The 22,151-nt window shown below is 57.0% G+C and carries 11 protein-coding genes, 2 tRNA genes, 4 rRNA genes and 1 pseudogene; 9 read left to right on the forward strand and 9 right to left on the reverse strand.

Annotated elements, in window-relative coordinates:
* Positions 1–33: 33 nt before the first annotated feature.
* The 8 genes from ACA066_RS00550 to rrf (ACA066_RS00585) all read left to right on the forward strand — a co-directional run bounded on the left by ACA066_RS00550 (position 34) and on the right by rrf (ACA066_RS00585) (position 8,508).
* Entirely contained in the window at positions 34–1,215 is a 1,182-nt protein-coding gene (locus tag ACA066_RS00550; protein WP_497697706.1) for an acyl-CoA dehydrogenase, read from the forward strand.
* 13 nt (positions 1,216–1,228) lie between these two features.
* Positions 1,229–2,449: a CaiB/BaiF CoA transferase family protein gene (locus ACA066_RS00555; RefSeq protein ID WP_497697707.1), complete on the forward strand. Its 1,221-nt coding sequence runs from the start codon at positions 1,229–1,231 to the stop codon at positions 2,447–2,449.
* Between the two features lie 642 nt (positions 2,450–3,091).
* Positions 3,092–4,628: ribosomal RNA gene (locus tag ACA066_RS00560) — 16S ribosomal RNA — on the forward strand.
* An 82-nt stretch (positions 4,629–4,710) separates the two neighbouring features.
* Positions 4,711–4,787 (forward strand) — tRNA-Ile (locus tag ACA066_RS00565).
* Between the two features lie 28 nt (positions 4,788–4,815).
* Positions 4,816–4,891, forward strand: a tRNA-Ala gene (locus ACA066_RS00570).
* A gap of 236 nt (positions 4,892–5,127) precedes the next feature.
* Positions 5,128–8,019: ribosomal RNA gene (locus ACA066_RS00575) — 23S ribosomal RNA — on the forward strand.
* Positions 8,020–8,170: 151 nt separating this feature from the next.
* Positions 8,171–8,286: ribosomal RNA gene (gene rrf / locus ACA066_RS00580) — 5S ribosomal RNA — on the forward strand.
* Positions 8,287–8,392: 106 nt separating this feature from the next.
* A 5S ribosomal RNA gene (gene rrf, locus ACA066_RS00585) occupies positions 8,393–8,508 on the forward strand.
* The 16S, 23S and 5S rRNA genes sit together here with 2 tRNA genes alongside, the layout of an rRNA operon.
* 141 nt (positions 8,509–8,649) lie before the next feature.
* On the opposite strand, the pseudogene ACA066_RS00590 reads toward rrf (ACA066_RS00585), so the two are convergent.
* The 4 genes and pseudogenes from ACA066_RS00590 to ACA066_RS00605 form a co-directional block, all read right to left on the reverse strand.
* Positions 8,650–11,147, reverse strand: a pseudogene (locus tag ACA066_RS00590) (TonB-dependent siderophore receptor).
* Positions 11,148–11,234: 87 nt separating this feature from the next.
* Entirely contained in the window at positions 11,235–12,248 is a 1,014-nt protein-coding gene (locus ACA066_RS00595; RefSeq protein ID WP_497699788.1) for a FecR domain-containing protein, read from the reverse strand.
* Positions 12,248–12,748: a sigma-70 family RNA polymerase sigma factor gene (locus tag ACA066_RS00600; RefSeq protein WP_497697708.1), complete on the reverse strand. Its 501-nt coding sequence runs from the start codon at positions 12,746–12,748 to the stop codon at positions 12,248–12,250. Before ACA066_RS00600 ends, ACA066_RS00595 begins: the two co-directional genes overlap by 1 nt.
* A 19-nt stretch (positions 12,749–12,767) precedes the next feature.
* Positions 12,768–13,079 carry a hypothetical protein gene (locus tag ACA066_RS00605; protein WP_497697709.1) on the reverse strand — a complete coding sequence of 104 codons (312 nt, stop codon included), beginning with the start codon at positions 13,077–13,079 and terminating at the stop codon, positions 12,768–12,770.
* Here ACA066_RS00605 and ACA066_RS00610 point away from each other — a divergent pair.
* Entirely contained in the window at positions 13,059–14,939 is a 1,881-nt protein-coding gene (locus tag ACA066_RS00610; protein ID WP_497697710.1) for a methyl-accepting chemotaxis protein, read from the forward strand. The two genes, ACA066_RS00605 and ACA066_RS00610, sit on opposite strands and share 21 nt — an antisense overlap.
* A gap of 125 nt (positions 14,940–15,064) precedes the next feature.
* On the opposite strand, the gene ACA066_RS00615 is transcribed toward ACA066_RS00610, so the two are convergent.
* The 5 genes from ACA066_RS00615 to ACA066_RS00635 all read right to left on the reverse strand — a co-directional run bounded on the left by ACA066_RS00615 (position 15,065) and on the right by ACA066_RS00635 (position 22,038).
* Positions 15,065–15,532 (reverse strand): SRPBCC family protein, encoded by a 468-nt coding sequence (locus ACA066_RS00615; protein ID WP_497697711.1) that lies wholly within the window; start codon positions 15,530–15,532, stop codon positions 15,065–15,067.
* 22 nt (positions 15,533–15,554) lie between these two features.
* Positions 15,555–18,971, reverse strand: coding sequence for an amino acid adenylation domain-containing protein (locus tag ACA066_RS00620; protein ID WP_497697712.1), 3,417 nt, complete (start codon positions 18,969–18,971; stop codon positions 15,555–15,557).
* A gap of 13 nt (positions 18,972–18,984) precedes the next feature.
* Positions 18,985–19,914 (reverse strand): diiron oxygenase, encoded by a 930-nt coding sequence (locus ACA066_RS00625; protein WP_497697713.1) that lies wholly within the window; start codon positions 19,912–19,914, stop codon positions 18,985–18,987.
* The gene (locus tag ACA066_RS00630) at positions 19,911–20,687 is read right to left on the reverse strand and encodes a DUF3050 domain-containing protein (RefSeq protein ID WP_497697714.1); all 777 of its coding nucleotides are present in this window, start codon (positions 20,685–20,687) and stop codon (positions 19,911–19,913) included. Before ACA066_RS00630 ends, ACA066_RS00625 begins: the two co-directional genes overlap by 4 nt.
* 640 nt (positions 20,688–21,327) lie before the next feature.
* Positions 21,328–22,038, reverse strand: coding sequence for a GntR family transcriptional regulator (locus tag ACA066_RS00635; RefSeq protein ID WP_497400875.1), 711 nt, complete (start codon positions 22,036–22,038; stop codon positions 21,328–21,330).
* Positions 22,039–22,151 lie beyond the last annotated feature (113 nt).

Raw genomic sequence — 22,151 nt, forward strand, 5'->3', positions numbered from 1 at the left:
ACGTTATTTGACCCGATTCGAGAGGACACACTCATGGGCGGTAAAGCTAGCTTCAACTGGATTGATCCCCTGCTGCTGGATCAACAGCTCACCGAAGAAGAACGCATGATCCGCGACACCGCCGAGCAATTCGCTCAGCAAAAGCTCGCGCCGCGTGTTCTTGAAGCATTCCGTCATGAGAAAACCGATCCGGCAATCTTCCGCGAGATGGGTGAAGTCGGCCTGCTGGGTGCCACCATTCCTGAGCAGTATGGCGGCAGCGGCCTGAACTACGTCAGCTACGGCCTGATCGCCCGTGAAGTCGAGCGCGTCGACTCGGGTTATCGCTCGATGATGAGCGTGCAGTCCTCTTTGGTGATGGTGCCGATCAATGAATTCGGTACTGAAGCGCAAAAGCAGAAGTATCTGCCAAAACTTGCAACGGGCGAGTGGATCGGTTGCTTCGGTCTGACCGAGCCTGACCACGGTTCCGACCCGGGCTCGATGATTACTCGTGCACGCAAAGTGGAAGGCGGCTACAGCCTGACCGGCAGCAAGATGTGGATCACCAACAGCCCGATCGCCGACGTGTTCGTGGTCTGGGGTAAGGACGATGCGGGCGACATCCGTGGCTTCGTTCTGGAAAAAGGCTGGAAAGGCCTGAGCGCTCCGGCGATCCACGGCAAAGTCGGCCTGCGTGCGTCCATCACCGGTGAGATCGTCATGGACAACGTGTTTGTCCCTGAAGAGAACATTTTCCCTGACGTCCGTGGTTTGAAAGGCCCTTTCACTTGCCTCAATTCTGCGCGTTACGGCATTTCCTGGGGCGCCTTGGGTGCTGCGGAGTTCTGCTGGCACACCGCTCGCCAATACACCCTGGATCGTCAGCAGTTCGGTCGCCCGCTGGCCGCTACTCAGCTGATCCAGAAGAAACTGGCCGACATGCAGACAGAGATCACCATGGCGCTGCAAGGCTGCCTGCGTCTGGGTCGCATGAAAGATGAAGGCACGGCGGCGGTCGAGATCACTTCGATGATGAAGCGCAACTCCTGCGGCAAGTCCCTGGACATTGCCCGGATGGCGCGCGACATGCTGGGTGGTAACGGCATCTCCGATGAATTCGGCGTGGCCCGTCACCTGGTCAACCTGGAAGTGGTGAATACCTACGAAGGTACGCATGACGTCCACGCGCTGATCCTCGGTCGTGCGCAGACTGGCATCCAGGCGTTCTATTAATAGGAGAACGGCCATGGGCGCGCTTTCGCATCTACGGGTACTGGATTTATCGCGGGTGCTGGCCGGGCCTTGGTCCGGGCAGATACTGGCGGACCTTGGCGCCGAGGTGATCAAGGTTGAGCGTCCCGGTAATGGCGATGACACGCGCGCCTGGGGGCCTCCTTTCCTGAAGGACGCCTATGGCGAGAACACCAGCGAGGCCGCCTATTACTTGTCGGCCAATCGCAACAAGCAATCAGTGACCATCGACTTCACGCGCCCGGAGGGGCAGAAGCTGGTGCGTGATTTGGCGGCCAAGTCGGACATCCTGATCGAGAACTTCAAGGTCGGCGGTCTGGCGGCTTATGGGCTGGATTATGAATCACTCAAGGGTGCCAATCCGAATCTGATCTACTGCTCGATCACGGGATTTGGTCAGACCGGTCCGTATGCCAAGCGCGCAGGTTATGACTTCATGATCCAGGGCTTGGGCGGCTTGATGAGCCTTACAGGTCGGCCGGAAGGAGATGAGGGCGCGGGGCCGGTGAAAGTCGGCGTGGCGCTGACGGATATTTTGACCGGGCTCTATTCGACGGTGGCGATCCTGGCGGCACTTGCGCATCGGGATCATGACGGTGGCGGTCAACATATCGATATGGCGTTGCTGGATGTTCAGGTGGCTTGCCTGGCCAACCAGGCGATGAACTACCTGACGACGGGCAATGCGCCGAAGCGTCTGGGTAATGCACATCCGAACATCGTGCCTTATCAGGACTTTCCTACAGCAGATGGCGATTTCATCCTTACCGTGGGTAATGATGGGCAGTTCCGCAAATTTGCGGAAGTGGCCGGGCAGCCGCAGTGGGCGGATGATCCGTGCTTTGCGACCAACAAGTTGCGGGTGGCGAACCGGGCGGTGCTGATTCCGTTGATCCGTCAGGCTACGGTGTTCAAGACCACTGCTGAGTGGGTAACGCAACTGGAGCAGGCGGGCGTGCCGTGTGGGCCGATCAATGATCTGGCTCAGGTGTTTGCCGATCCTCAGGTGAAGGCGCGCGGGTTGGCAATCGAGCTGCCTCATGTTCTGGCCGGAATGGTGCCGCAGGTGGCGAGTCCGATTCGTCTGTCCGAGACGCCTGTGGAGTATCGCAATGCGCCTCCTTTGCTGGGTGAGCATACGCTGGAGGTGCTGCAGCGGGTGTTGGGTCTGGATGCGTGTGCGGTAGCGGCTTTTAAGGAGGCCGGGGTGCTTTGAGAATGCCCTTTATATAGAGGGCGTGTTTTCGCTCTTCTATATAGAGAGAAACGGGCTGTTTTCCGGGCTTCTGCAAGTTATTGATAGAAAAGCGTAATTAAGGGTTGACGGCAGATTCTGGAAGTCTATAATTCGCCCCACTTCCGGCGCAGTCGAAACGGGAAACTCCTTGGTAAACAAAGAGTTACGCTGTTTTCGGCAGTGAGTTGCTTCAGATCATCGAAGTCCCCGAAGGAGTTGAAAGAGCGATGTTGTTTGGCTCTTTTGACGGTTCGATCTTCTCGGTCGAAAGCGGAGAAAAAGAGGTGTTGACAGCAGCGAACAACGCTGTAGAATTCGCCTCCCGCTGACGAGAGATCGGAAGCGCAAGTGGTTGAAGTTGCAAAGGAAACTTTGAAAACTTCTGAAAATAACCGCTTGACAGATACAGAGGACGCTGTAGAATGCGCGCCTCGGTTGAGACGAAAGTCCTTGACCAACCGCTCTTTAACAACTGAATCAAGCAATTCGTGTGGGTGCTTGTGGAGTCAGACTGATAGTCAACAAGATTATCAGCATCACAAGTTACTCCGCGAGAAATCAAAGATGTAACCAACGATTGCTGAGCCAAGTTTAGGGTTTCTTAAAAACCCAAAGATGTTTGAACTGAAGAGTTTGATCATGGCTCAGATTGAACGCTGGCGGCAGGCCTAACACATGCAAGTCGAGCGGTAGAGAGAAGCTTGCTTCTCTTGAGAGCGGCGGACGGGTGAGTAATGCCTAGGAATCTGCCTGGTAGTGGGGGATAACGCTCGGAAACGGACGCTAATACCGCATACGTCCTACGGGAGAAAGCAGGGGACCTTCGGGCCTTGCGCTATCAGATGAGCCTAGGTCGGATTAGCTAGTTGGTGAGGTAATGGCTCACCAAGGCGACGATCCGTAACTGGTCTGAGAGGATGATCAGTCACACTGGAACTGAGACACGGTCCAGACTCCTACGGGAGGCAGCAGTGGGGAATATTGGACAATGGGCGAAAGCCTGATCCAGCCATGCCGCGTGTGTGAAGAAGGTCTTCGGATTGTAAAGCACTTTAAGTTGGGAGGAAGGGCAGTAAATTAATACTTTGCTGTTTTGACGTTACCGACAGAATAAGCACCGGCTAACTCTGTGCCAGCAGCCGCGGTAATACAGAGGGTGCAAGCGTTAATCGGAATTACTGGGCGTAAAGCGCGCGTAGGTGGTTTGTTAAGTTGGATGTGAAATCCCCGGGCTCAACCTGGGAACTGCATTCAAAACTGACAAGCTAGAGTATGGTAGAGGGTGGTGGAATTTCCTGTGTAGCGGTGAAATGCGTAGATATAGGAAGGAACACCAGTGGCGAAGGCGACCACCTGGACTGATACTGACACTGAGGTGCGAAAGCGTGGGGAGCAAACAGGATTAGATACCCTGGTAGTCCACGCCGTAAACGATGTCAACTAGCCGTTGGGAGCCTTGAGCTCTTAGTGGCGCAGCTAACGCATTAAGTTGACCGCCTGGGGAGTACGGCCGCAAGGTTAAAACTCAAATGAATTGACGGGGGCCCGCACAAGCGGTGGAGCATGTGGTTTAATTCGAAGCAACGCGAAGAACCTTACCAGGCCTTGACATCCAATGAACTTTCCAGAGATGGATTGGTGCCTTCGGGAACATTGAGACAGGTGCTGCATGGCTGTCGTCAGCTCGTGTCGTGAGATGTTGGGTTAAGTCCCGTAACGAGCGCAACCCTTGTCCTTAGTTACCAGCACGTAATGGTGGGCACTCTAAGGAGACTGCCGGTGACAAACCGGAGGAAGGTGGGGATGACGTCAAGTCATCATGGCCCTTACGGCCTGGGCTACACACGTGCTACAATGGTCGGTACAGAGGGTTGCCAAGCCGCGAGGTGGAGCTAATCCCATAAAACCGATCGTAGTCCGGATCGCAGTCTGCAACTCGACTGCGTGAAGTCGGAATCGCTAGTAATCGCGAATCAGAATGTCGCGGTGAATACGTTCCCGGGCCTTGTACACACCGCCCGTCACACCATGGGAGTGGGTTGCACCAGAAGTAGCTAGTCTAACCTTCGGGAGGACGGTTACCACGGTGTGATTCATGACTGGGGTGAAGTCGTAACAAGGTAGCCGTAGGGGAACCTGCGGCTGGATCACCTCCTTAATCGACGACATCAGCTGCTCCATAAGTTCCCACACGAATTGCTTGATTCATTGAAGAAGACGATAAGAAGCAGCCCGAAATTGGGTCTGTAGCTCAGTTGGTTAGAGCGCACCCCTGATAAGGGTGAGGTCGGCAGTTCGAATCTGCCCAGACCCACCAATTTTTGTGTGGGATCCTGTAGCAATACGGGGCCATAGCTCAGCTGGGAGAGCGCCTGCCTTGCACGCAGGAGGTCAACGGTTCGATCCCGTTTGGCTCCACCACTACTGCTTCTGATTGTATAAAGCTTAGAAATGAGCATTCCATCGTGATGGTGGTGAATGTTGATTTCTAGTCTTTGGCTAGATCGTTCTTTAAAAATTTGGGTATGTGATAGAAAGATAGACTGGACGTTACTTTCACTGGTAACGGATCAGGCTAAGGTAAAATTTGTGAGTTTAATCGCGAATTTTCGGCGAATGTCGTCTTCACAGTATAACCAGATTGCTTGGGGTTATATGGTCAAGTGAAGAAGCGCATACGGTGGATGCCTTGGCAGTCAGAGGCGATGAAAGACGTGGTAGCCTGCGAAAAGCTTCGGGGAGTCGGCAAACAGACTGTGATCCGGAGATGTCTGAATGGGGGAACCCACCTAACATAAGTTAGGTATCTTAAGCTGAATACATAGGCTTAAGAAGCGAACCAGGGGAACTGAAACATCTAAGTACCCTGAGGAAAAGAAATCAACCGAGATTCCCTTAGTAGTGGCGAGCGAACGGGGACTAGCCCTTAAGTGGCTTTGAGATTAGCGGAACGCTCTGGAAAGTGCGGCCATAGTGGGTGATAGCCCTGTACGCGAAAATCTCTTGGTCATGAAATCGAGTAGGACGGAGCACGAGAAACTTTGTCTGAATATGGGGGGACCATCCTCCAAGGCTAAATACTACTGACTGACCGATAGTGAACTAGTACCGTGAGGGAAAGGCGAAAAGAACCCCGGAGAGGGGAGTGAAATAGATCCTGAAACCGTATGCGTACAAGCAGTGGGAGCCCACTTTGTTGGGTGACTGCGTACCTTTTGTATAATGGGTCAGCGACTTATTTTCAGTGGCGAGCTTAACCGAATAGGGGAGGCGTAGCGAAAGCGAGTCTTAATAGGGCGTCTAGTCGCTGGGAATAGACCCGAAACCGGGCGATCTATCCATGGGCAGGTTGAAGGTTGGGTAACACTAACTGGAGGACCGAACCGACTACCGTTGAAAAGTTAGCGGATGACCTGTGGATCGGAGTGAAAGGCTAATCAAGCTCGGAGATAGCTGGTTCTCCTCGAAAGCTATTTAGGTAGCGCCTCATGTATCACTGTAGGGGGTAGAGCACTGTTTCGGCTAGGGGGTCATCCCGACTTACCAAACCGATGCAAACTCCGAATACCTACAAGTGCCGAGCATGGGAGACACACGGCGGGTGCTAACGTCCGTCGTGAAAAGGGAAACAACCCAGACCGTCAGCTAAGGTCCCAAAGTTATGGTTAAGTGGGAAACGATGTGGGAAGGCTTAGACAGCTAGGAGGTTGGCTTAGAAGCAGCCACCCTTTAAAGAAAGCGTAATAGCTCACTAGTCGAGTCGGCCTGCGCGGAAGATGTAACGGGGCTCAAACCATACACCGAAGCTACGGGTATCACTTAGGTGATGCGGTAGAGGAGCGTTCTGTAAGCCTGTGAAGGTGAGTTGAGAAGCTTGCTGGAGGTATCAGAAGTGCGAATGCTGACATGAGTAACGACAATGGGTGTGAAAAACACCCACGCCGAAAGACCAAGGTTTCCTGCGCAACGTTAATCGACGCAGGGTTAGTCGGTCCCTAAGGCGAGGCTGAAAAGCGTAGTCGATGGAAAACAGGTTAATATTCCTGTACTTCTGGTTATTGCGATGGAGGGACGGAGAAGGCTAGGCCAGCTTGGCGTTGGTTGTCCAAGTTTAAGGTGGTAGGCTGAGATCTTAGGTAAATCCGGGATCTTAAGGCCGAGAGCTGATGACGAGTGTTCTTTTAGAACACGAAGTGGTTGATGCCATGCTTCCAAGAAAAGCTTCTAAGCTTCAGGTAACCAGGAACCGTACCCCAAACCGACACAGGTGGTTGGGTAGAGAATACCAAGGCGCTTGAGAGAACTCGGGTGAAGGAACTAGGCAAAATGGCACCGTAACTTCGGGAGAAGGTGCGCCGGTGAGGGTGAAGGACTTGCTCCGTAAGCCCATGCCGGTCGAAGATACCAGGCCGCTGCGACTGTTTATTAAAAACACAGCACTCTGCAAACACGAAAGTGGACGTATAGGGTGTGACGCCTGCCCGGTGCCGGAAGGTTAATTGATGGGGTTAGCTAACGCGAAGCTCTTGATCGAAGCCCCGGTAAACGGCGGCCGTAACTATAACGGTCCTAAGGTAGCGAAATTCCTTGTCGGGTAAGTTCCGACCTGCACGAATGGCGTAACGATGGCGGCGCTGTCTCCACCCGAGACTCAGTGAAATTGAAATCGCTGTGAAGATGCAGTGTATCCGCGGCTAGACGGAAAGACCCCGTGAACCTTTACTATAGCTTTGCACTGGACTTTGAATTTGCTTGTGTAGGATAGGTGGGAGGCTTTGAAGCGTGGACGCCAGTTCGCGTGGAGCCAACCTTGAAATACCACCCTGGCAACTTTGAGGTTCTAACTCAGGTCCGTTATCCGGATCGAGGACAGTGTATGGTGGGTAGTTTGACTGGGGCGGTCTCCTCCTAAAGAGTAACGGAGGAGTACGAAGGTGCGCTCAGACCGGTCGGAAATCGGTCGTAGAGTATAAAGGCAAAAGCGCGCTTGACTGCGAGACAGACACGTCGAGCAGGTACGAAAGTAGGTCTTAGTGATCCGGTGGTTCTGTATGGAAGGGCCATCGCTCAACGGATAAAAGGTACTCCGGGGATAACAGGCTGATACCGCCCAAGAGTTCATATCGACGGCGGTGTTTGGCACCTCGATGTCGGCTCATCACATCCTGGGGCTGAAGCCGGTCCCAAGGGTATGGCTGTTCGCCATTTAAAGTGGTACGCGAGCTGGGTTTAGAACGTCGTGAGACAGTTCGGTCCCTATCTGCCGTGGACGTTTGAGATTTGAGAGGGGCTGCTCCTAGTACGAGAGGACCGGAGTGGACGAACCTCTGGTGTTCCGGTTGTCACGCCAGTGGCATTGCCGGGTAGCTATGTTCGGAATAGATAACCGCTGAAAGCATCTAAGCGGGAAACTAGCCTCAAGATGAGATCTCACTGGGACCTTGAGTCCCCTGAAGGGCCGTCGAAGACTACGACGTTGATAGGTTGGGTGTGTAAGCGCTGTGAGGCGTTGAGCTAACCAATACTAATTGCCCGTGAGGCTTGACCATATAACACCCAAGCAATTTGTGAACTCGAAAGAGGCCAGATTGCGGTGTGTGAAGACGAGACGAACCGAAAGTTCGAGAGCAACGCACAAACTATCGCATACCCATTCGCTGGAGCGTGAACCGAAAGGTAAACGACCTGGCTCCCGAATTTCTTGACGACCATAGAGCATTGGAACCACCTGATCCCATCCCGAACTCAGCAGTGAAACGATGCATCGCCGATGGTAGTGTGGGGTTTCCCCATGTGAGAGTAGGTCATCGTCAAGATTAAATTCCGAAACCCCTATCTGCGTATGCAGGTAGGGGTTTTGTTTTAGTAGAAGTCACCAATTTTGCTGGCACGTTACTGCGTAACGGGCTGGTCACAGAATTTCTTGACGACCATAGAGCATTGGAACCACCTGATCCCATCCCGAACTCAGCAGTGAAACGATGCATCGCCGATGGTAGTGTGGGGTTTCCCCATGTGAGAGTAGGTCATCGTCAAGATTGAATTCCGAAACCCCTGTCTGCTAACGCAGACAGGGGTTTTGTCGTTTCGGGCTCGCTAAAAGCCCGATAGCTCGCCTCGGAGAAACAAAAAAGCCAGCCCTTGGAAATCAAGGGCTGGCTTTTTTGTAGGCCGGGTATTTAGAACTGGTAGCTGATCGTGGCGGCGACGTTGCGTTCTTCGCCCAGGTAGCAGAAGTTCAGGCTGGCACAGGAGGCTACGTAGGACTCGTTGGTCAGATTGTTCGCATTCAGGCGTGCGTCAACGCCCTTCAGGCCAACCTTGCCCAGGTCATAACCGACAGACGCATCGAACAGCGTGTAGGACGGTACCTTCATGGTGTTTTCCGCATCGGCCCAGCTGTAGCCGACATAACGTACACCACCGCCCAGCCGCAAACCATCCAGTGCCGCACTGTCGAATTTATAATCCGCCCAGAGCGACGCCATATGCCGCGGTGCCTGGGTTGGCGAGTTGCCCTTGTTCTCGATCACGTCCGTAGGTGTGCTCAAAGTGCTGATCATCGACTTCGAGTATTCGATGTCAGTGAAGGTGTAGCTGCCGAGCACTTTGAGTTTGTCGGTCAGCTGCAAGTGCGCTTCCAGTTCCAGGCCTTGGGAGCGCACGGCGCCGACGGCGCGATAGAAGTTTTCGTGAGGCAGTTTCGTCGCCAGGTTTTCCTGATCGATGCGGAACAGCGATGCAGTGAACAAGTTGTCGGTACCCGGCGGCTGATACTTCAAGCCGACCTCCCACTGTGTACCATCGGTGGGTGCCAATGGATTACCCGCGCTGTCCGCGTAGGAGTTTGGGTTGAAGGACTCGGAGTAGCTGATGTACGGCGCCAGACCGCTATCAAACAGGTAAAGCGCACCTGCACGCCCCGTCATCTTGGTTCGTTGGTCGCTGACTTCAGTGCCCGCTGGGCGCCCGGTTTCAGCCAGCCGATTCTCATCCGAGGTTTCGACCCAGTCCTGCCGCAGGCCGAGGGAGAAGCGCCACTTATCCATCTCGATCAGGTCTTGCAGGTAGACGCCCGTTTGCTCCAGGCGTCGCAGATAGCTGGGGTCGGACTGTAGAAATCGATGTCCGAATTGCCGTACACCGGATTAAACGCATCAATCGGCGCAAGCCCGCCGCTGGTCCAGTCGACCACGGTTTTGCGGCGCTGATAATCCACCCCCAACAGCACGGTGTGCTTGGTTGCCCCGGTGAAGAACTCCGCTTGCAGCATGTTATCGACAATGAAGGCGTGAAGCTTTTCATCACCGCCGGTGTAGTAACGGTTCAACTCATTACTGGTCGGAGTCGTCCAGCCATAGGCGTAGACCTGATCGATCTTCACCTTGGAGTCGAGATACCTGAAGTTCTGCCGTGCGGTGAAGACGTCATTGAAGCGGTGTTCAAACTGATAGCCGAAGGACTGCTGATCACGCCGGTAACCATCAATGCCCGGCTCGCCTTCGAAGAAGTGTGGCGAGATGCGGTTGCCATTGCGTTGGTGCAGGGTGCCGTCCGCCGGTACGCCACCGTGGTAGCCGCCATCCGGATCGTGTTGCAGATAGGCCTGTAACGTCAGCGACGTATCTTCGGTGAAGTCGATATTTACCGTCGGTGCCAACGCGAAGCGCTTTTCCTTGTTGTGGTCAAACTGTGTGTCGGACTGATCCGCCAACCCCGTCAGGCGATAGGCGATGCGCTTGTCGTCATCCACCGGGCCACTGAAGTCGAAACCCATGCCGCGCTGACCTTGCGTGCCCACCGTGGCCTGAACCTGATGATAGGACTCGTAGAGCGGCTTCTTGCTGGTCAGCGCCACCAGGCCGCCCGGTGAACTGCGGCCGTAGAGCACTGATGACGGTCCCTTGAGGATATCGACGCGTTCGAGGAAATACGGGTCTACCTGCATGGTGCTGTAGGTGCCGCTGTCACCCATGGATTTGAGGCCATCGAGGTAGATGTTGTCCACCGAGCCGTCGTTGAAGCCGCGCATCGCCACATAGTCATAGCGATGGGTAGCGCCGTAGGGATTGATCAGCACGCCGGGGGTGTAGCGCATGGCCTGGGCAACGGTTTGCGAACCCTGGTCGTCCATTTGCTCGCGGGTCACCACCGACACACTTTGCGAGGTTTCCAGCAGCGCGGTGCTGGTTTTGGTGGCGATCTGGCTGTGCGTCGCGTTGTAGCCGTCCATGCTGCCCAGTGCGTTGCCGAGGGCAAAGCCTTTGATGTCGGTCGTAGGCAGTGCCAACGCTTCGGTGACTGAGCGCAGCACGTAGCTGCTGCCATCCTGGCTCACCGCCTCCAGGCCAGAACCGCTGAGCAAGTGGCTCAGCGCCTGATCCGCAGAGTACTCTTCTTGCACACCGGGGGACTGAAGTCCCGCCGTTTGCGAAGGCGTGGTCGATAACGTGATGCCCGCCTGACGCGCAAACTGATTGAGTACATCGCTCAATGGCCCGGCGGCAATGTTGTAGCGATGGCTGCTGACCGCGCTGCTCCCTGCCGCCACAGCGGATATCGGCAATAGACCCACACCCAGCGCGGTAGAGAGCAACGCTGTGCGAATGGCATGACGCAAGACGCCGGCATCCGCGGTGAAACTAGGAGAGTTCTTACTGATGTTGCGGACAGTCATTGTAGGTTTCCGTAGGAAGTCGCTGAAGTCAGAGTTGAAGTGCTTACTGACTAAGCCGGTCTCCCACGGAAAACCCGCCAAAAAAATTCAGGCCTGACGCTCCAGTGCCACCCACCAGCGCGTGCGGTAACGCAATTGCACCGGCAAGGTTTGCGCAAGGATGGCCAGTAGCTTGTCGGTGCTTTCCAGGCGAAAAACACCGGACAGGCGCAGGTTGGCAATGTCCGCTGCGCACGTCAGATATCCGTGTCGATAGCGTCCGACCTCCTGCAGGAAATCGCCCAGACGCATGTTGCGGGTGACGATCAGACCATCGACCCAGGCACCGGCATCCATGTTCAGCGGTGAGGCCGGGCGCGCCTGCTGGTGATCGATCAGATAGCTCTGTCCGGCATGAACCTGAGTGGGCGCGCCATCGGCAGATATTGGCGAGTGGATCACGACCATGCCGCTGGTCACACTGAGCCGCGTGCAGCCCGCTTCCTGGCGGAGGATGAAGCGTGCCGCCACCCCCTCATACACACCCTGTCCACTCTGCACCCGTAGCGGTCGATCAAACGAAGACCCTTCATCGGCACCGCCGCACGTCACGATGATTTCGCCGCGGGCCAGTTTGATCAATCGCTGGTGCGCGGTGTAGTCCAGATCCACCGCGCTCGCCGTATTCAGTTCCAGCCGCGTGCCGTCCGGTAGCTGGAAACCACGACGCTCGCCCGTGGCGGTGGCGAAGTCGGCGGTCCACTGTTGCCAGCCCGTCACATCCCTGCCCAGCCATGCCGCCGACCCCATCAACACTGCGCCCGATAGCAGCTTCAAGGCCTGGCGTCTGCCCAATCCTTGAACACTGTTTTCCAGGGTGTTGAAGGCGACGTGAGCACCGGGCACCGCACGCAGGTTGCTGCTCAGTTCGGCCTGCAGGGACTGCACCCGTTGCCACGCCACTTCGTGCTCATGGTGTTCCGCCCGCCAGACATCGCATTGCTGACGCAGCCGGGCATTGCTCGCGTTGTTTCGCAGGCGCAGCAGCCAGTGGATGGCTTGTTTGACCACCTGCTGATGAGGCTCGCCACGGCGGTTCACCGACAGATTATCCACAGGCATCATGCTTCGTACCGCAGCAGGTAGCAGTGAAACAGGGCGTCGGCGACGTAGCGTTCCACCGAACGGAGAGACAAGCCCATCTGTTTGGCGATCTGTTTGTGAGTCAGCCCTTCGCACTGAGCCAGCAGAAACGCCTGACGCACTTTCGGCTTCAGTCCTTCACGCATGCGCGCGATGGTTTCCAGCAACTCAAGCACCAGTGCCCGGGCTTCCGTGCTCGGTGTTTCGGCCTCTGGCAAATGGGCGATGGTTTCCAGGTACGCGCGCTCGATTTCTTCGCGGCGCCAATGATCGATCACCAGGCCGCGAGCAATCGTTCGCAGAAACGCGCGTGGGGCCTTGAGTTCCAGGCGTTCGGTTCTTTGCAGCAGGCGTACGAATGTGTCCTGGGCCAGGTCCGCCGCATCGGCGGCATTGCCCAGTCGCGCGCGCAGCCACGTGTTGAGCCAACCGTGATGGCTACAGTAAAGCGCCTGTACTGCAAACTCAGGTGAGGACATGAACGCGACAGCCCGGACGTCACAAATGATAATTAGTCGCATTGTCATCAAGGGTTGGGGAATTTGCAACTGCCGCTCGAATAACCGTCATCACAACAATGCTACTCAGGCGCTCTAGCACGCCGTTCGGCGGGTATCTGACGGAAATGCCGGCCATTTCGTACATGTCCCTAAGTTTTATCGCACCAGTGCCGAAAGACTGATGAGACATGCGTGCACCAAAGTAGAGCAGCCATAGAAGCCGCTCGAGCTGTACATGGAATGTTGCAACCCGGAACGCATCCCACTTTCTGCATAGAAGTCCCATGAAATGAATCTCAAGTTCAGCCATAAAATCCTGTTGGCCGCCTCCGGCGTCGTGGTGCTGGCTTTTGCGTTGTTCACTTTGTACAACGACTATCTGCAACGAAATACCATTCGGCAAAACCTCGAATCCTCTGTTCAACAGGCCGGCGACCTGACCGCCAGCAGTGTGCAGAACTGGATGAGCGGCCGCGTGCTGGTGCTGGAAAACCTCGCGCAGAACGTCGCTCATCAAGGTGCCAATGCCGATCTGCCGGGTCTGGTTGATCAGCCGACCTTCACCTCGAACTTCCAGTTCACGTACGTCGGCCAGACCAATGGCGTGTTCACCCAGCGCCCGGACGCGAAGATGCCGGACGGCTACGATCCGCGTCAGCGGCCCTGGTACAAGCAAGCCGTTGCCGCTGACAAAACCATGCTGACCCCGCCTTACATGGCCGCCGTCGGTGGCCTGGTCGTGACCATCGCCATGCCGGTGAAAAAGAACGGCGAATTGCTCGGCGTGGTCGGCGGTGACCTGAGCCTGGAAACCCTGGTGAAGATCATCAACTCGGTGGATTTCGGCGGCATCGGTCATGCGTTTCTGGTCAGTGCCGACGGTCAGGTGATCGTCAGCCCGGACAAAGACCAGGTCATGAAAAACCTGAAGGACATCTACCCCAACGCGGGCCTGCGCATCGAGAAGGGTAATCAGCAAGTCACCCTGAACAACCAGGCGCGCATCCTCTCGTTCACTCCGGTCAACGGGTTACCGAATGCGGCGTGGTACATCGGTCTGTCGATCGACAAGGACAAGGCCTACGCACCATTGAGCCAATTCCGCACCTCGGCGTTGATCGCGATGTTCATCGCCGTGGCCGTGATTGCAGTGCTGTTGAGCCTGTTGATCAACGTGCTGATGCGTCCGCTGACCACCATGGGCCGCGCGATGCAGGACATCGCCCAGGGCGAAGGCGACCTGACCCGTCGTCTGTCCGTGGAAAGCAAAGACGAATTCGGCGAGCTGGGCGGTTCTTTCAACCAGTTCGTGGAGCGGATTCATGCGTCGATTTCCGAGGTGTCGTCGGCCACTCGCCAGGTCCATGACCTGTCGCAACGGGTCATGGCCTCGTCCAACGCCTCGATCGTCGGCTCTGACGAGCAAAGTGCGCGCACCAACAGTGTGGCGGCGGCGATCAACCAATTGGGTGCCGCGACCCAGGAAATCGCTCGCAACGCCGCTGATGCCTCGCAGCACGCCAGCGGCGCGAGCGAGCAGGCGGACGACGGTCGTCAGGTGGTGGAAAAAACCATTCTGGCCATGACCGCGCTGTCGCAGAAAATCAGCCTGTCCTGCACGCAGATCGAAACCCTCAACGCCAGCACCGACAACATCGGGCACATTCTCGATGTGATCAAAGGCATCTCCCAGCAGACCAACTTGCTCGCCCTCAACGCGGCCATTGAAGCGGCCCGCGCCGGTGAAGCCGGGCGTGGTTTTGCGGTGGTGGCGGACGAGGTGCGCAACCTGGCCCATCGCACGCAGGAGTCGGCCGAGGAGATTCACAAGATGATCACTTCGCTGCAGATCGGCTCGCGCGAAGCGGTGACCACCATGAACGCCAGTCAGGCTTCCAGCGAAGAGAGCGTCGAAGTGGCGAACCAGGCCGGTTTGCGTCTGGTCAGCGTGACCCGGCGTATAGGCGAAATTGACGGCATGAACCAGTCGGTGGCGGCGGCGACCGAAGAGCAGACTGCGGTGGTGGAAACCCTCAATGTCGACGTCAACCAGATCAACCTGCTGAACCAGCAGAGCGTGGCCAACCTCAATGAAACGTTGAAGGATTGTGATGCGTTGTCGTTGCAGGCGAACCGGTTGAAGCAGTTGGTGGATAGCTTCAAGATTTAATTCGCGTCAGTTCTACCGCGTTATCGTTCTTCGCGGGCAAGCCTCGCTCCTACAGGGTATCGAGTAACCTGTAGGAGCGAGGCTTGCCCGCGAAAGGGACTTCCGCATCACCGAAAAAATGTGCCCTACGCAAACAGCTTCAGCACATTATTCATCGCATCATCCGCAAACCCCTGCACAAAATCCTTGAACCCTGGCAGCGCCTCGGCATCGCCCTGGGCCGGTTCAGCGATGATGGTCCACGTCGCCCGGGACTTGCCTTCACCCGCCGCTTCAACCGTCATGGCCGCCCACAAATTAGCCACGCCCAGCGTGTTGTAAATCGTGGTCCAGGTCATGCTCAATGCCTGGTCATCCCGCGAGTTGAGTTGCTCGACCACCAGGTTGCCGTCCCTGAAGAATTTCTTGCGCAGGGACGACACGCCTTCGCCCGTCATCTCGATGTGCGACAACGCCGGGATGAAGCGATCGAAGCCGGCAAAGTTGCCGACAACCGCCCAGACTTTCGTGGCCTCGGCCGGCACGTCCACCGAAGACTCGACGTGGCAGCCTTGAGGGTTTTTGATCAGGGTATCGGGTTGCAGGGTTTTCATGGTTTTGCTCCGGTTGAGTGAATCAGATGAAGTTGATTTCTTTGAGGTAGTCGCAGCCGCGACGCAGCAGTGCCGGGGATTTTTCCGGGTAGTGCGCGTCCATCTGGCGCACGCCGGCCTGGGCGTTGTCGTGGCCGATCATCGAGATATCGCCGATGTCTTCCTCGAAGCCGTTGAGGTAGAAACCGAGTACGCCGAACAGCGCGTTGTCGCTGTCGACCCGGCCCAGTTGCTGCTGCCAGTCGGCCACGCTGACCATGGAGAATTTGCGACCCGCTTCACGGAAGGAGGCAACGTAATCGTCCCAACTCAAGGGTTCGGGGTTGTGCAGGTTGAACACCGCTTTTTCCGCTGAATAACGACTGGCGTGGAACGCGATGAAACGGGCGAGAAAATCCACCGGCATCAGGTCGAAATTCAGCGCGAACTCCGGCACCTGACCGAGCTGAATCGAGCCCTTGAGCATCAGCATCAAACGATTCTTGTGCGGTTGGCAGACGCCGGTGAGGCTGTTGAAACTGATGTTGCCAGGGCGATACACATTGACCCGAACCCCACGCTCCCGCGCTCGCTCGAGGATGCGTTCACCGACCCACTTCGACAGGTTGTAGCCATTCTTGATGTAGATCGGCGGGGTCTGGGCGGCGGGCAGTTCAAGCACCCGACCGTCGTCGGAAATCGTGCTCGACGCGGACAATGTCGAAACGAAATTGAAGATCTTTTTACTGCGTCCTTCGCACAGGCGCAGGCACTCGAAAATCGGCTCGACGTTGTCCCGCGCCAGCGACTCGTAATCGAGCACGTGATTGACGTTGGCGGCGTTGTGCACGAGTGCGCCGAACTCGCGATCCAGGCGCTCGTAAACCTCCACGGCGAGCCCGAGTGAGGGTCGTGTGATGTCCGCCGCGTACACCCGCACCCGGCTCAGATCCAGATGCTCCAGACGGTTCTCGCGCAGTGCATGAGCAAAACGCTCGGCCGCCGATTGCCCGCCGCCATCGCGCACCAGACAAGCCACTTCGCTGGCGCCCCAGGCCAGCAACGCTTCGACGATGTGCACGCCGACAAAACTATTGGCGCCGGTGACGATGACCTTGTGCACATCGCCCATGCGGCTGACCGGCAGCGGCTGCACCTCCAACTCGCGGAAGGCGTCCGCCATGGCTTGTTCGCTCAGCACTTCTTCGGTGCCGGAGCCGCGCACCAGCGTCGCGAGTTTTGCGATAGTGGGCAGTTCAATGAAGCGATTGATCGAGATGCTGCGCCCGAATTCTTCACGCAAGCGCAACAACATGCGCGACAGCAGGATCGAGTGGCCGCCCAGATTGAAGAAGCTTTCGTCGGTGGAAATATCGCTGGCGGGCAGCTCCAGCAGTTCGGACCAGATCTCCAACAGCAGCGCTTCATCGGCGCTGGCGGGCAAACGCCGCGACGGGTTTTCGGTCATGCTGACGGGCAGCTCCAGCAGCGCTTTGCGGTCAACCTTGCCGTTGCTGGCGAACGGCATGCTCGTCAGTTCGGTCCAGGCAGTGGGCTGCATGTAGTCCGGCAGAAACCGGGTGGCGTGCGCCTTCAGCGCTTCGCGTGCGGCGCCGGGTCGATCCTCCTGAGGCTGGGCGAGGAATGCGAGAATCCGCCGCTGGCTGTCGATCACCACCGCCACCTGACGATACAACTGACTGTCGCGCAGGCAGCGTTCGATCTCTTCCGGTTCGACCCGAAAGCCACGAATCTTTACCTGATTGTCCCGGCGTCCGCACAGCTCGATGCCTGCGCCGGTCCACTTCGCCATGTCGCCGGTGCGATAGGCGCGCAGGCTCTCACCGTTCGGCAGGCTCAGGTGCAGATAGCGTTCGGCGGTCTGTTGCGGGTTGTTCAGGTATCCCAGGCAAACGCCCGGTCCGACGATGTACAACTCGCCGACGGTCTGTTCGGCCACCGGTTGAAAATCCTCGTCGAGAATCAGCACCTGACTGTTGGCGATCGGCGCGCCGAGGGTGCGATTGCTGTCGCCGGCGCGCAGTTGCCGCGCGGTGATCAGCACCGTGGCTTCGGTCGGGCCGTAGAGGTTGTAGAGATTGCCCTGACGGGTGAGTTGCTCGATGACATAGGGTTCGCAGACATCGCCGCCGGTCATCACGTGGTCCAGTACCTGCAACTGATCCAGGGGCAGAATGCTCAGCAAGGCCGGTGGCAAAAACGCATGGCTCAACTGTTGGTGCCGGATCAGTTCCACCAGTTGCAGCGGGTCACGGCGTTGATCGTCACTGGGTACGATCAGCTCGGCGCCCTGCAACAGCGTCGGGAAGATATCGATCAGCGACGAGTCGAAGCTCAATGACGAAAACTGCAATACGCGGCTCTGTTCAGTCAGTTGCACATAGTCGGCGTACCACGCGGTGAAGTGCGCGAGGTTGGCCTGGCTGAGCAGCACGCCTTTGGGATGACCGGTGGTGCCCGAGGTGTAGAGCGCCATGCACGGCGCGTCGAGATCGGGGCGCTGGCGCATCAACGGTTGATCGACATCCACGTGCTCGATGTCGATTGCGCTGATGTCCAGGCTGAGTATTTCGCAGGCGAGCGGATGCTGTCCGTCGTGCAGCAACAACACGGCGCCGGCATTCGACAAAATGTATTGCTGGCGCTGCAACGGATGGCTCGGCTCCAGCGGCAGGTACACCGCGCCGCTGCCGAGAATCGCCAGAATCCCCGCATACAACGCGCTGCATTTCGGCAGGCAGATTCCGACCACCCACGGCTTGTCGTGCTGTTCGAGCAATGGTTGCAATCGCTGCGCGATGGCACGGCTGTGAGCATGCAGTTGGCGATAGCTGAGGGAAGTGCCGGCAACGTTCAGCGCCGGTCTTTCGGCAGACTCAATGAAGCGCTGCTCAAGGCGCTCGATCATCGGCAGCTGAGCGAGTTGCAGCAAGCCGGGGTCAGCGGTGGTATTGAGACGATGGACGAAGGCCAGGGTTTCTAAAAACAGCAGACTTTCCACCTGTTCGAAATGAACGGGAGTCGCCGGTTCGACGAGCAGAAAATGATCCGCATCCCGGGAGAAGCGACTGACCAGCAATGCTGCATGGTCCACCAGTTGCGCCACCGCTCGCAGACGCAGCGCCTGGCCGTTGCCCGAAGGTTCGTCGGCAATCGGCACGCGGGTGAGCAGCGTCGAACAGTACAGGCACAGCAGGTCCAGCGGCGGCAAACCTGAATCACCCCGGACTCCGACACCCAGGCTCAACGTCAGTCGAGGGACATCGCCCAAAGGCTGGAACGACAGGCTGGCATCGTCGATCAGCAAATCAGCGTTGCTCGACGGCGGCGGGTCGAGGGCCGTCAGCCGCGTCAGTGAATGACCGTGTTGTTCAAGTTCCAGCGCCAGGTCGGTCAGGGCCTGGCTCTGCCCAATGAGCAGAATGTCGAGACGTCTCATGATGTGCTCCTCGTTAAACCAGGTAGTCGCTCAGGGCTTCTTGAACACACGGCGAATCGAGCAGCGAACTGCTGTGGAAAAACCGCACGATGTTGGCGACCAGCGGGTGATGGCGGTTGATCGGGAAGGCCAGCCCCGACACTTCGCTCTTGAGTGCGCGGCGCGCGGCATCGCTGATCTGCAAGGACTCGATCAGGCGGAAGTCGAAGGATTTCTGGATGTCGTTGGTCAGGTAATGGCCGATGAACACCGGCAGAATCTGCGCGATGCACAGACGGTCGACTTCGCTTGCGGTGTGCCAGTAGATGCGCACCAACCGCGCCCAGAACCCGGAATGACGGCCCTCATCGAGCAAGTGATCGGCCATCAAACCCTTGATCGATTGCTTGACCGTGTCGTCCTTGGCGAATGCCGCCACGTCGCCGGTCACGGTGTTCTCTGCGATGGCCACGCAGATCAATTCCACGGCGCTGCGCAAATGTTCCGGTGCCAGCGCAACAGCCGCCGGAATCGCCCGGCTCAGCTCGATTTCATCCGGCAGCTCGATCGGCGTGATGCCCGTCATGGCGACGGTTTGCTGCATGAAATCCATCGCCACCAGCGCGTGGTAATCCTCGTCCACCACGACGGTCATGGCGTCGTAACGGCAGGCGAACGGGAAAGCCACGGCGAAGCGATTCTTGGCGATGCTGCGCGCGGTTTTGTCGACGATCTCGGTTTCGAAAATCACCACGTCGTTGATGAATTTGTAGAGCGTCTGCACCAGGGCGAAATCCCGTTGCTCGGGGCATTCGCGCAGAAAGGTTTCGCTCAACACCAGCGGCTGACGACTGAGCGGGTAGATCAGCTTTTCGTCGTTCTCCAGCACGCGGCGCGGGCGGGTGCGGATGGTGGCGCGGCTTTCCCAGGCTTCGGCGAAGGATTGGTAGTCGGCGGCGTTCATGCGTTCACCTCCGCCACCGGTTCGCTCATGCTCAGGCGCAGGCCGTCCCACAGGGCAATGCGGCTTTCCACGGCCGCCAGGGCGCTGGCGTAGACGTCTTCTTCCCGTTGCGGATCGCCATTGACTAGCCGCGCGAGGAGTTTTTCCGCTGCCGGGCCGTGGTCTTCGGAATCGACTTCGATGTGCCGCTCCAGGTAGTAGCGGAAGGTCGGCGCCTGCTCAAAGCCGATTCCCCAATCGTCGAGAATCCGCTGGAACATCTGTGGAATGACGCTCTCGCGCCCGTGCAAAAACGCCGCCGCAACACTGTGGCCGGGCGCATGCAGCGCGGTGTGCAAGGTGTGGCGCACGAATTGCGCAGCGGCCGGGTCGATGTCCACGCTTTGCAGCGCCACGTCGTAATTCACGCCTTCTTGCTGCAGGGCCACGAAGCGCTCGACGGCAACCGTGCTGGCACCCACCTCGCGCATCGCATCCAGGTACAACTCGAAATGGCTGTAATGACCGTGGGCCGGACGATCATCGGACTCTTCACCCAGCACAATCTCGTTGATCAGTCGGGCAGCCTGCGGATCTCCTGGCGGCAGCCAGGGCAACTGGACGCAGGTCAGTTCCTGTTGCAGGCGCTTGGTCAGCGACATGAAATCCCACACCGCAAAAACATGGGATTCCATGAAGCGTTGGAGTACCGAAAGCGAATGTATTTCAGAAAAAATCGGGTGCGCACTCAGTTCTGCTTTCTTCTGATTAAGACGGTCTTTAGTCGATTTCATGGCGAGCCTATAGGTGATCCGGTATGAGGGGTGATCAATAATTAATGGGCGCTTTAAGTAGTCTGATGGCGAGCAAGTGCCTCAAATGAATTGATCAGTGTTAGTTACATATAAGTCGTGTGGTTGCGGCCTTTCGGCCAGTGCCTTCAGTGGTGGCGGAGAAAAGCTAATACACCAATAAAGTTCTCGGCAAGTTATTTTTATACTATTTAGAAGTTCAGCCTTTTCTGGCGCGACAAGTTCCAATAAGACTTTTGATTAAAGTTTTATTTAGGCGTAGTTACTCCTTCCGGCTTATATAAGTCGAAATCGAAATGAAGAGTGAATGCCTCACTCGAAGCAACTTTCCAAGGGTGATCGTTAGTGTGATTTGAGGGGTGGAAGTTGGCCGGGATGCCGATGCTTCCTTTCCCGTGGCAAGACTCCTTCCGTAGGTTCTTGATGCGGGGACTGTGCCGCTCATGCGGTACGTCACCCGTTTATTATTGGTTGGCAGGCCAAGAGTGAGCGTAAATCAAGGCAGCCGCTATCGCCGACGCGTCATACGGTCGATGCAATTGTCTGGCTTGGGAAACGGACACGCAGGCGCGGCAAGCGCAGGCGAGCAGGTTGATCTGCTCGCTGCGGTTACCGATATGATTTATTTCGAGGTTTTTCTGCTTTGTGCTTCGGGGCTGTTGAGGTAGCGCGTGATGACCTCCACGCCCCGGTTGAGGTGTTGTTCGAGCAGCTTCACCGAACGCTCGATGTCGCGGTCTTCCACTGCGCGCAACAGCGCACGGTGATCTTCCTGTGACAGTTTGCCCAGGCCCATGGCCTCCAGGTTGAAGCGCAGGAAACGTTCTTCTTCGTTCAACCCGTCTTCGACCAGTCTCAAGAGCCGACGATTAGGTGCCTTGCAGTACATCGCCATGTGAAACAGGCGGTTGAGGCGGCCAATTTCGGTGTAGTCGTGCTCCGTTTCCAGTTCGTCGATGTAGCGGGCCGCCTGCTCAAAATCCTCGGTGGTGAGCAAAGGAACCGACAGACGTAGAGCTTCGGACTCCAGCAGGATCCTCAACTCGTACGTTTCGGCGGCATCGCCCTGAACCAATGGCGCGACCACCGCACCTTTGTGAGCGATCACATTAAGCAACGCTTGCGCTTCGAGCTGGCGCAAGGCTTCACGGACCGGCATGCGGCTAACCCCGAACAGGTCGGCCAGGTCTTGCTGACGAAGGGCTGTGCCGCAAGGAATACGGCCATCGAGAATGGCGGCACGCAGGGTTTCTTCGATGACCGAGCGTGCCAGATGAGCGGGAATCGGACCGTTGACCTTGATGCTGCTGAGAGGGTTGGGCTTCTGTGGCACTACTACACACCCTGAATGACTGAAAGAATTTGGATCCAAGAGGACACTAGTGACTGCCTGACAGGTTGTCAAACGCGCAGCCTAAACAGCTCACACCCCAAGTTTAGCCCGCC

It is taken from the genome of Pseudomonas sp. LBUM1651, from assembly GCF_059716135.1.

Excerpts from the sequence above, each read along its gene's own strand:
- ACA066_RS00550 (WP_497697706.1), top strand. The coding sequence starts at position 34 with ATGGGCGGTAAAGCTAGCTTCAACTGGATTGATCCCCTGCTGCTGGAT.
- ACA066_RS00555 (WP_497697707.1), top strand. The coding sequence starts at position 1,229 with ATGGGCGCGCTTTCGCATCTACGGGTACTGGATTTATCGCGGGTGCTG.
- ACA066_RS00595 (WP_497699788.1), bottom strand. The coding sequence starts at position 12,248 with ATGCCTGTGGATAATCTGTCGGTGAACCGCCGTGGCGAGCCTCATCAG.
- ACA066_RS00600 (WP_497697708.1), bottom strand. The coding sequence starts at position 12,748 with ATGTCCTCACCTGAGTTTGCAGTACAGGCGCTTTACTGTAGCCATCAC.
- ACA066_RS00610 (WP_497697710.1), top strand. The coding sequence starts at position 13,059 with ATGAATCTCAAGTTCAGCCATAAAATCCTGTTGGCCGCCTCCGGCGTC.
- ACA066_RS00605 (WP_497697709.1), bottom strand. The coding sequence starts at position 13,079 with ATGGCTGAACTTGAGATTCATTTCATGGGACTTCTATGCAGAAAGTGG.
- ACA066_RS00615 (WP_497697711.1), bottom strand. The coding sequence starts at position 15,532 with ATGAAAACCCTGCAACCCGATACCCTGATCAAAAACCCTCAAGGCTGC.
- ACA066_RS00620 (WP_497697712.1), bottom strand. The coding sequence starts at position 18,971 with ATGAGACGTCTCGACATTCTGCTCATTGGGCAGAGCCAGGCCCTGACC.
- ACA066_RS00625 (WP_497697713.1), bottom strand. The coding sequence starts at position 19,914 with ATGAACGCCGCCGACTACCAATCCTTCGCCGAAGCCTGGGAAAGCCGC.
- ACA066_RS00630 (WP_497697714.1), bottom strand. The coding sequence starts at position 20,687 with ATGAAATCGACTAAAGACCGTCTTAATCAGAAGAAAGCAGAACTGAGT.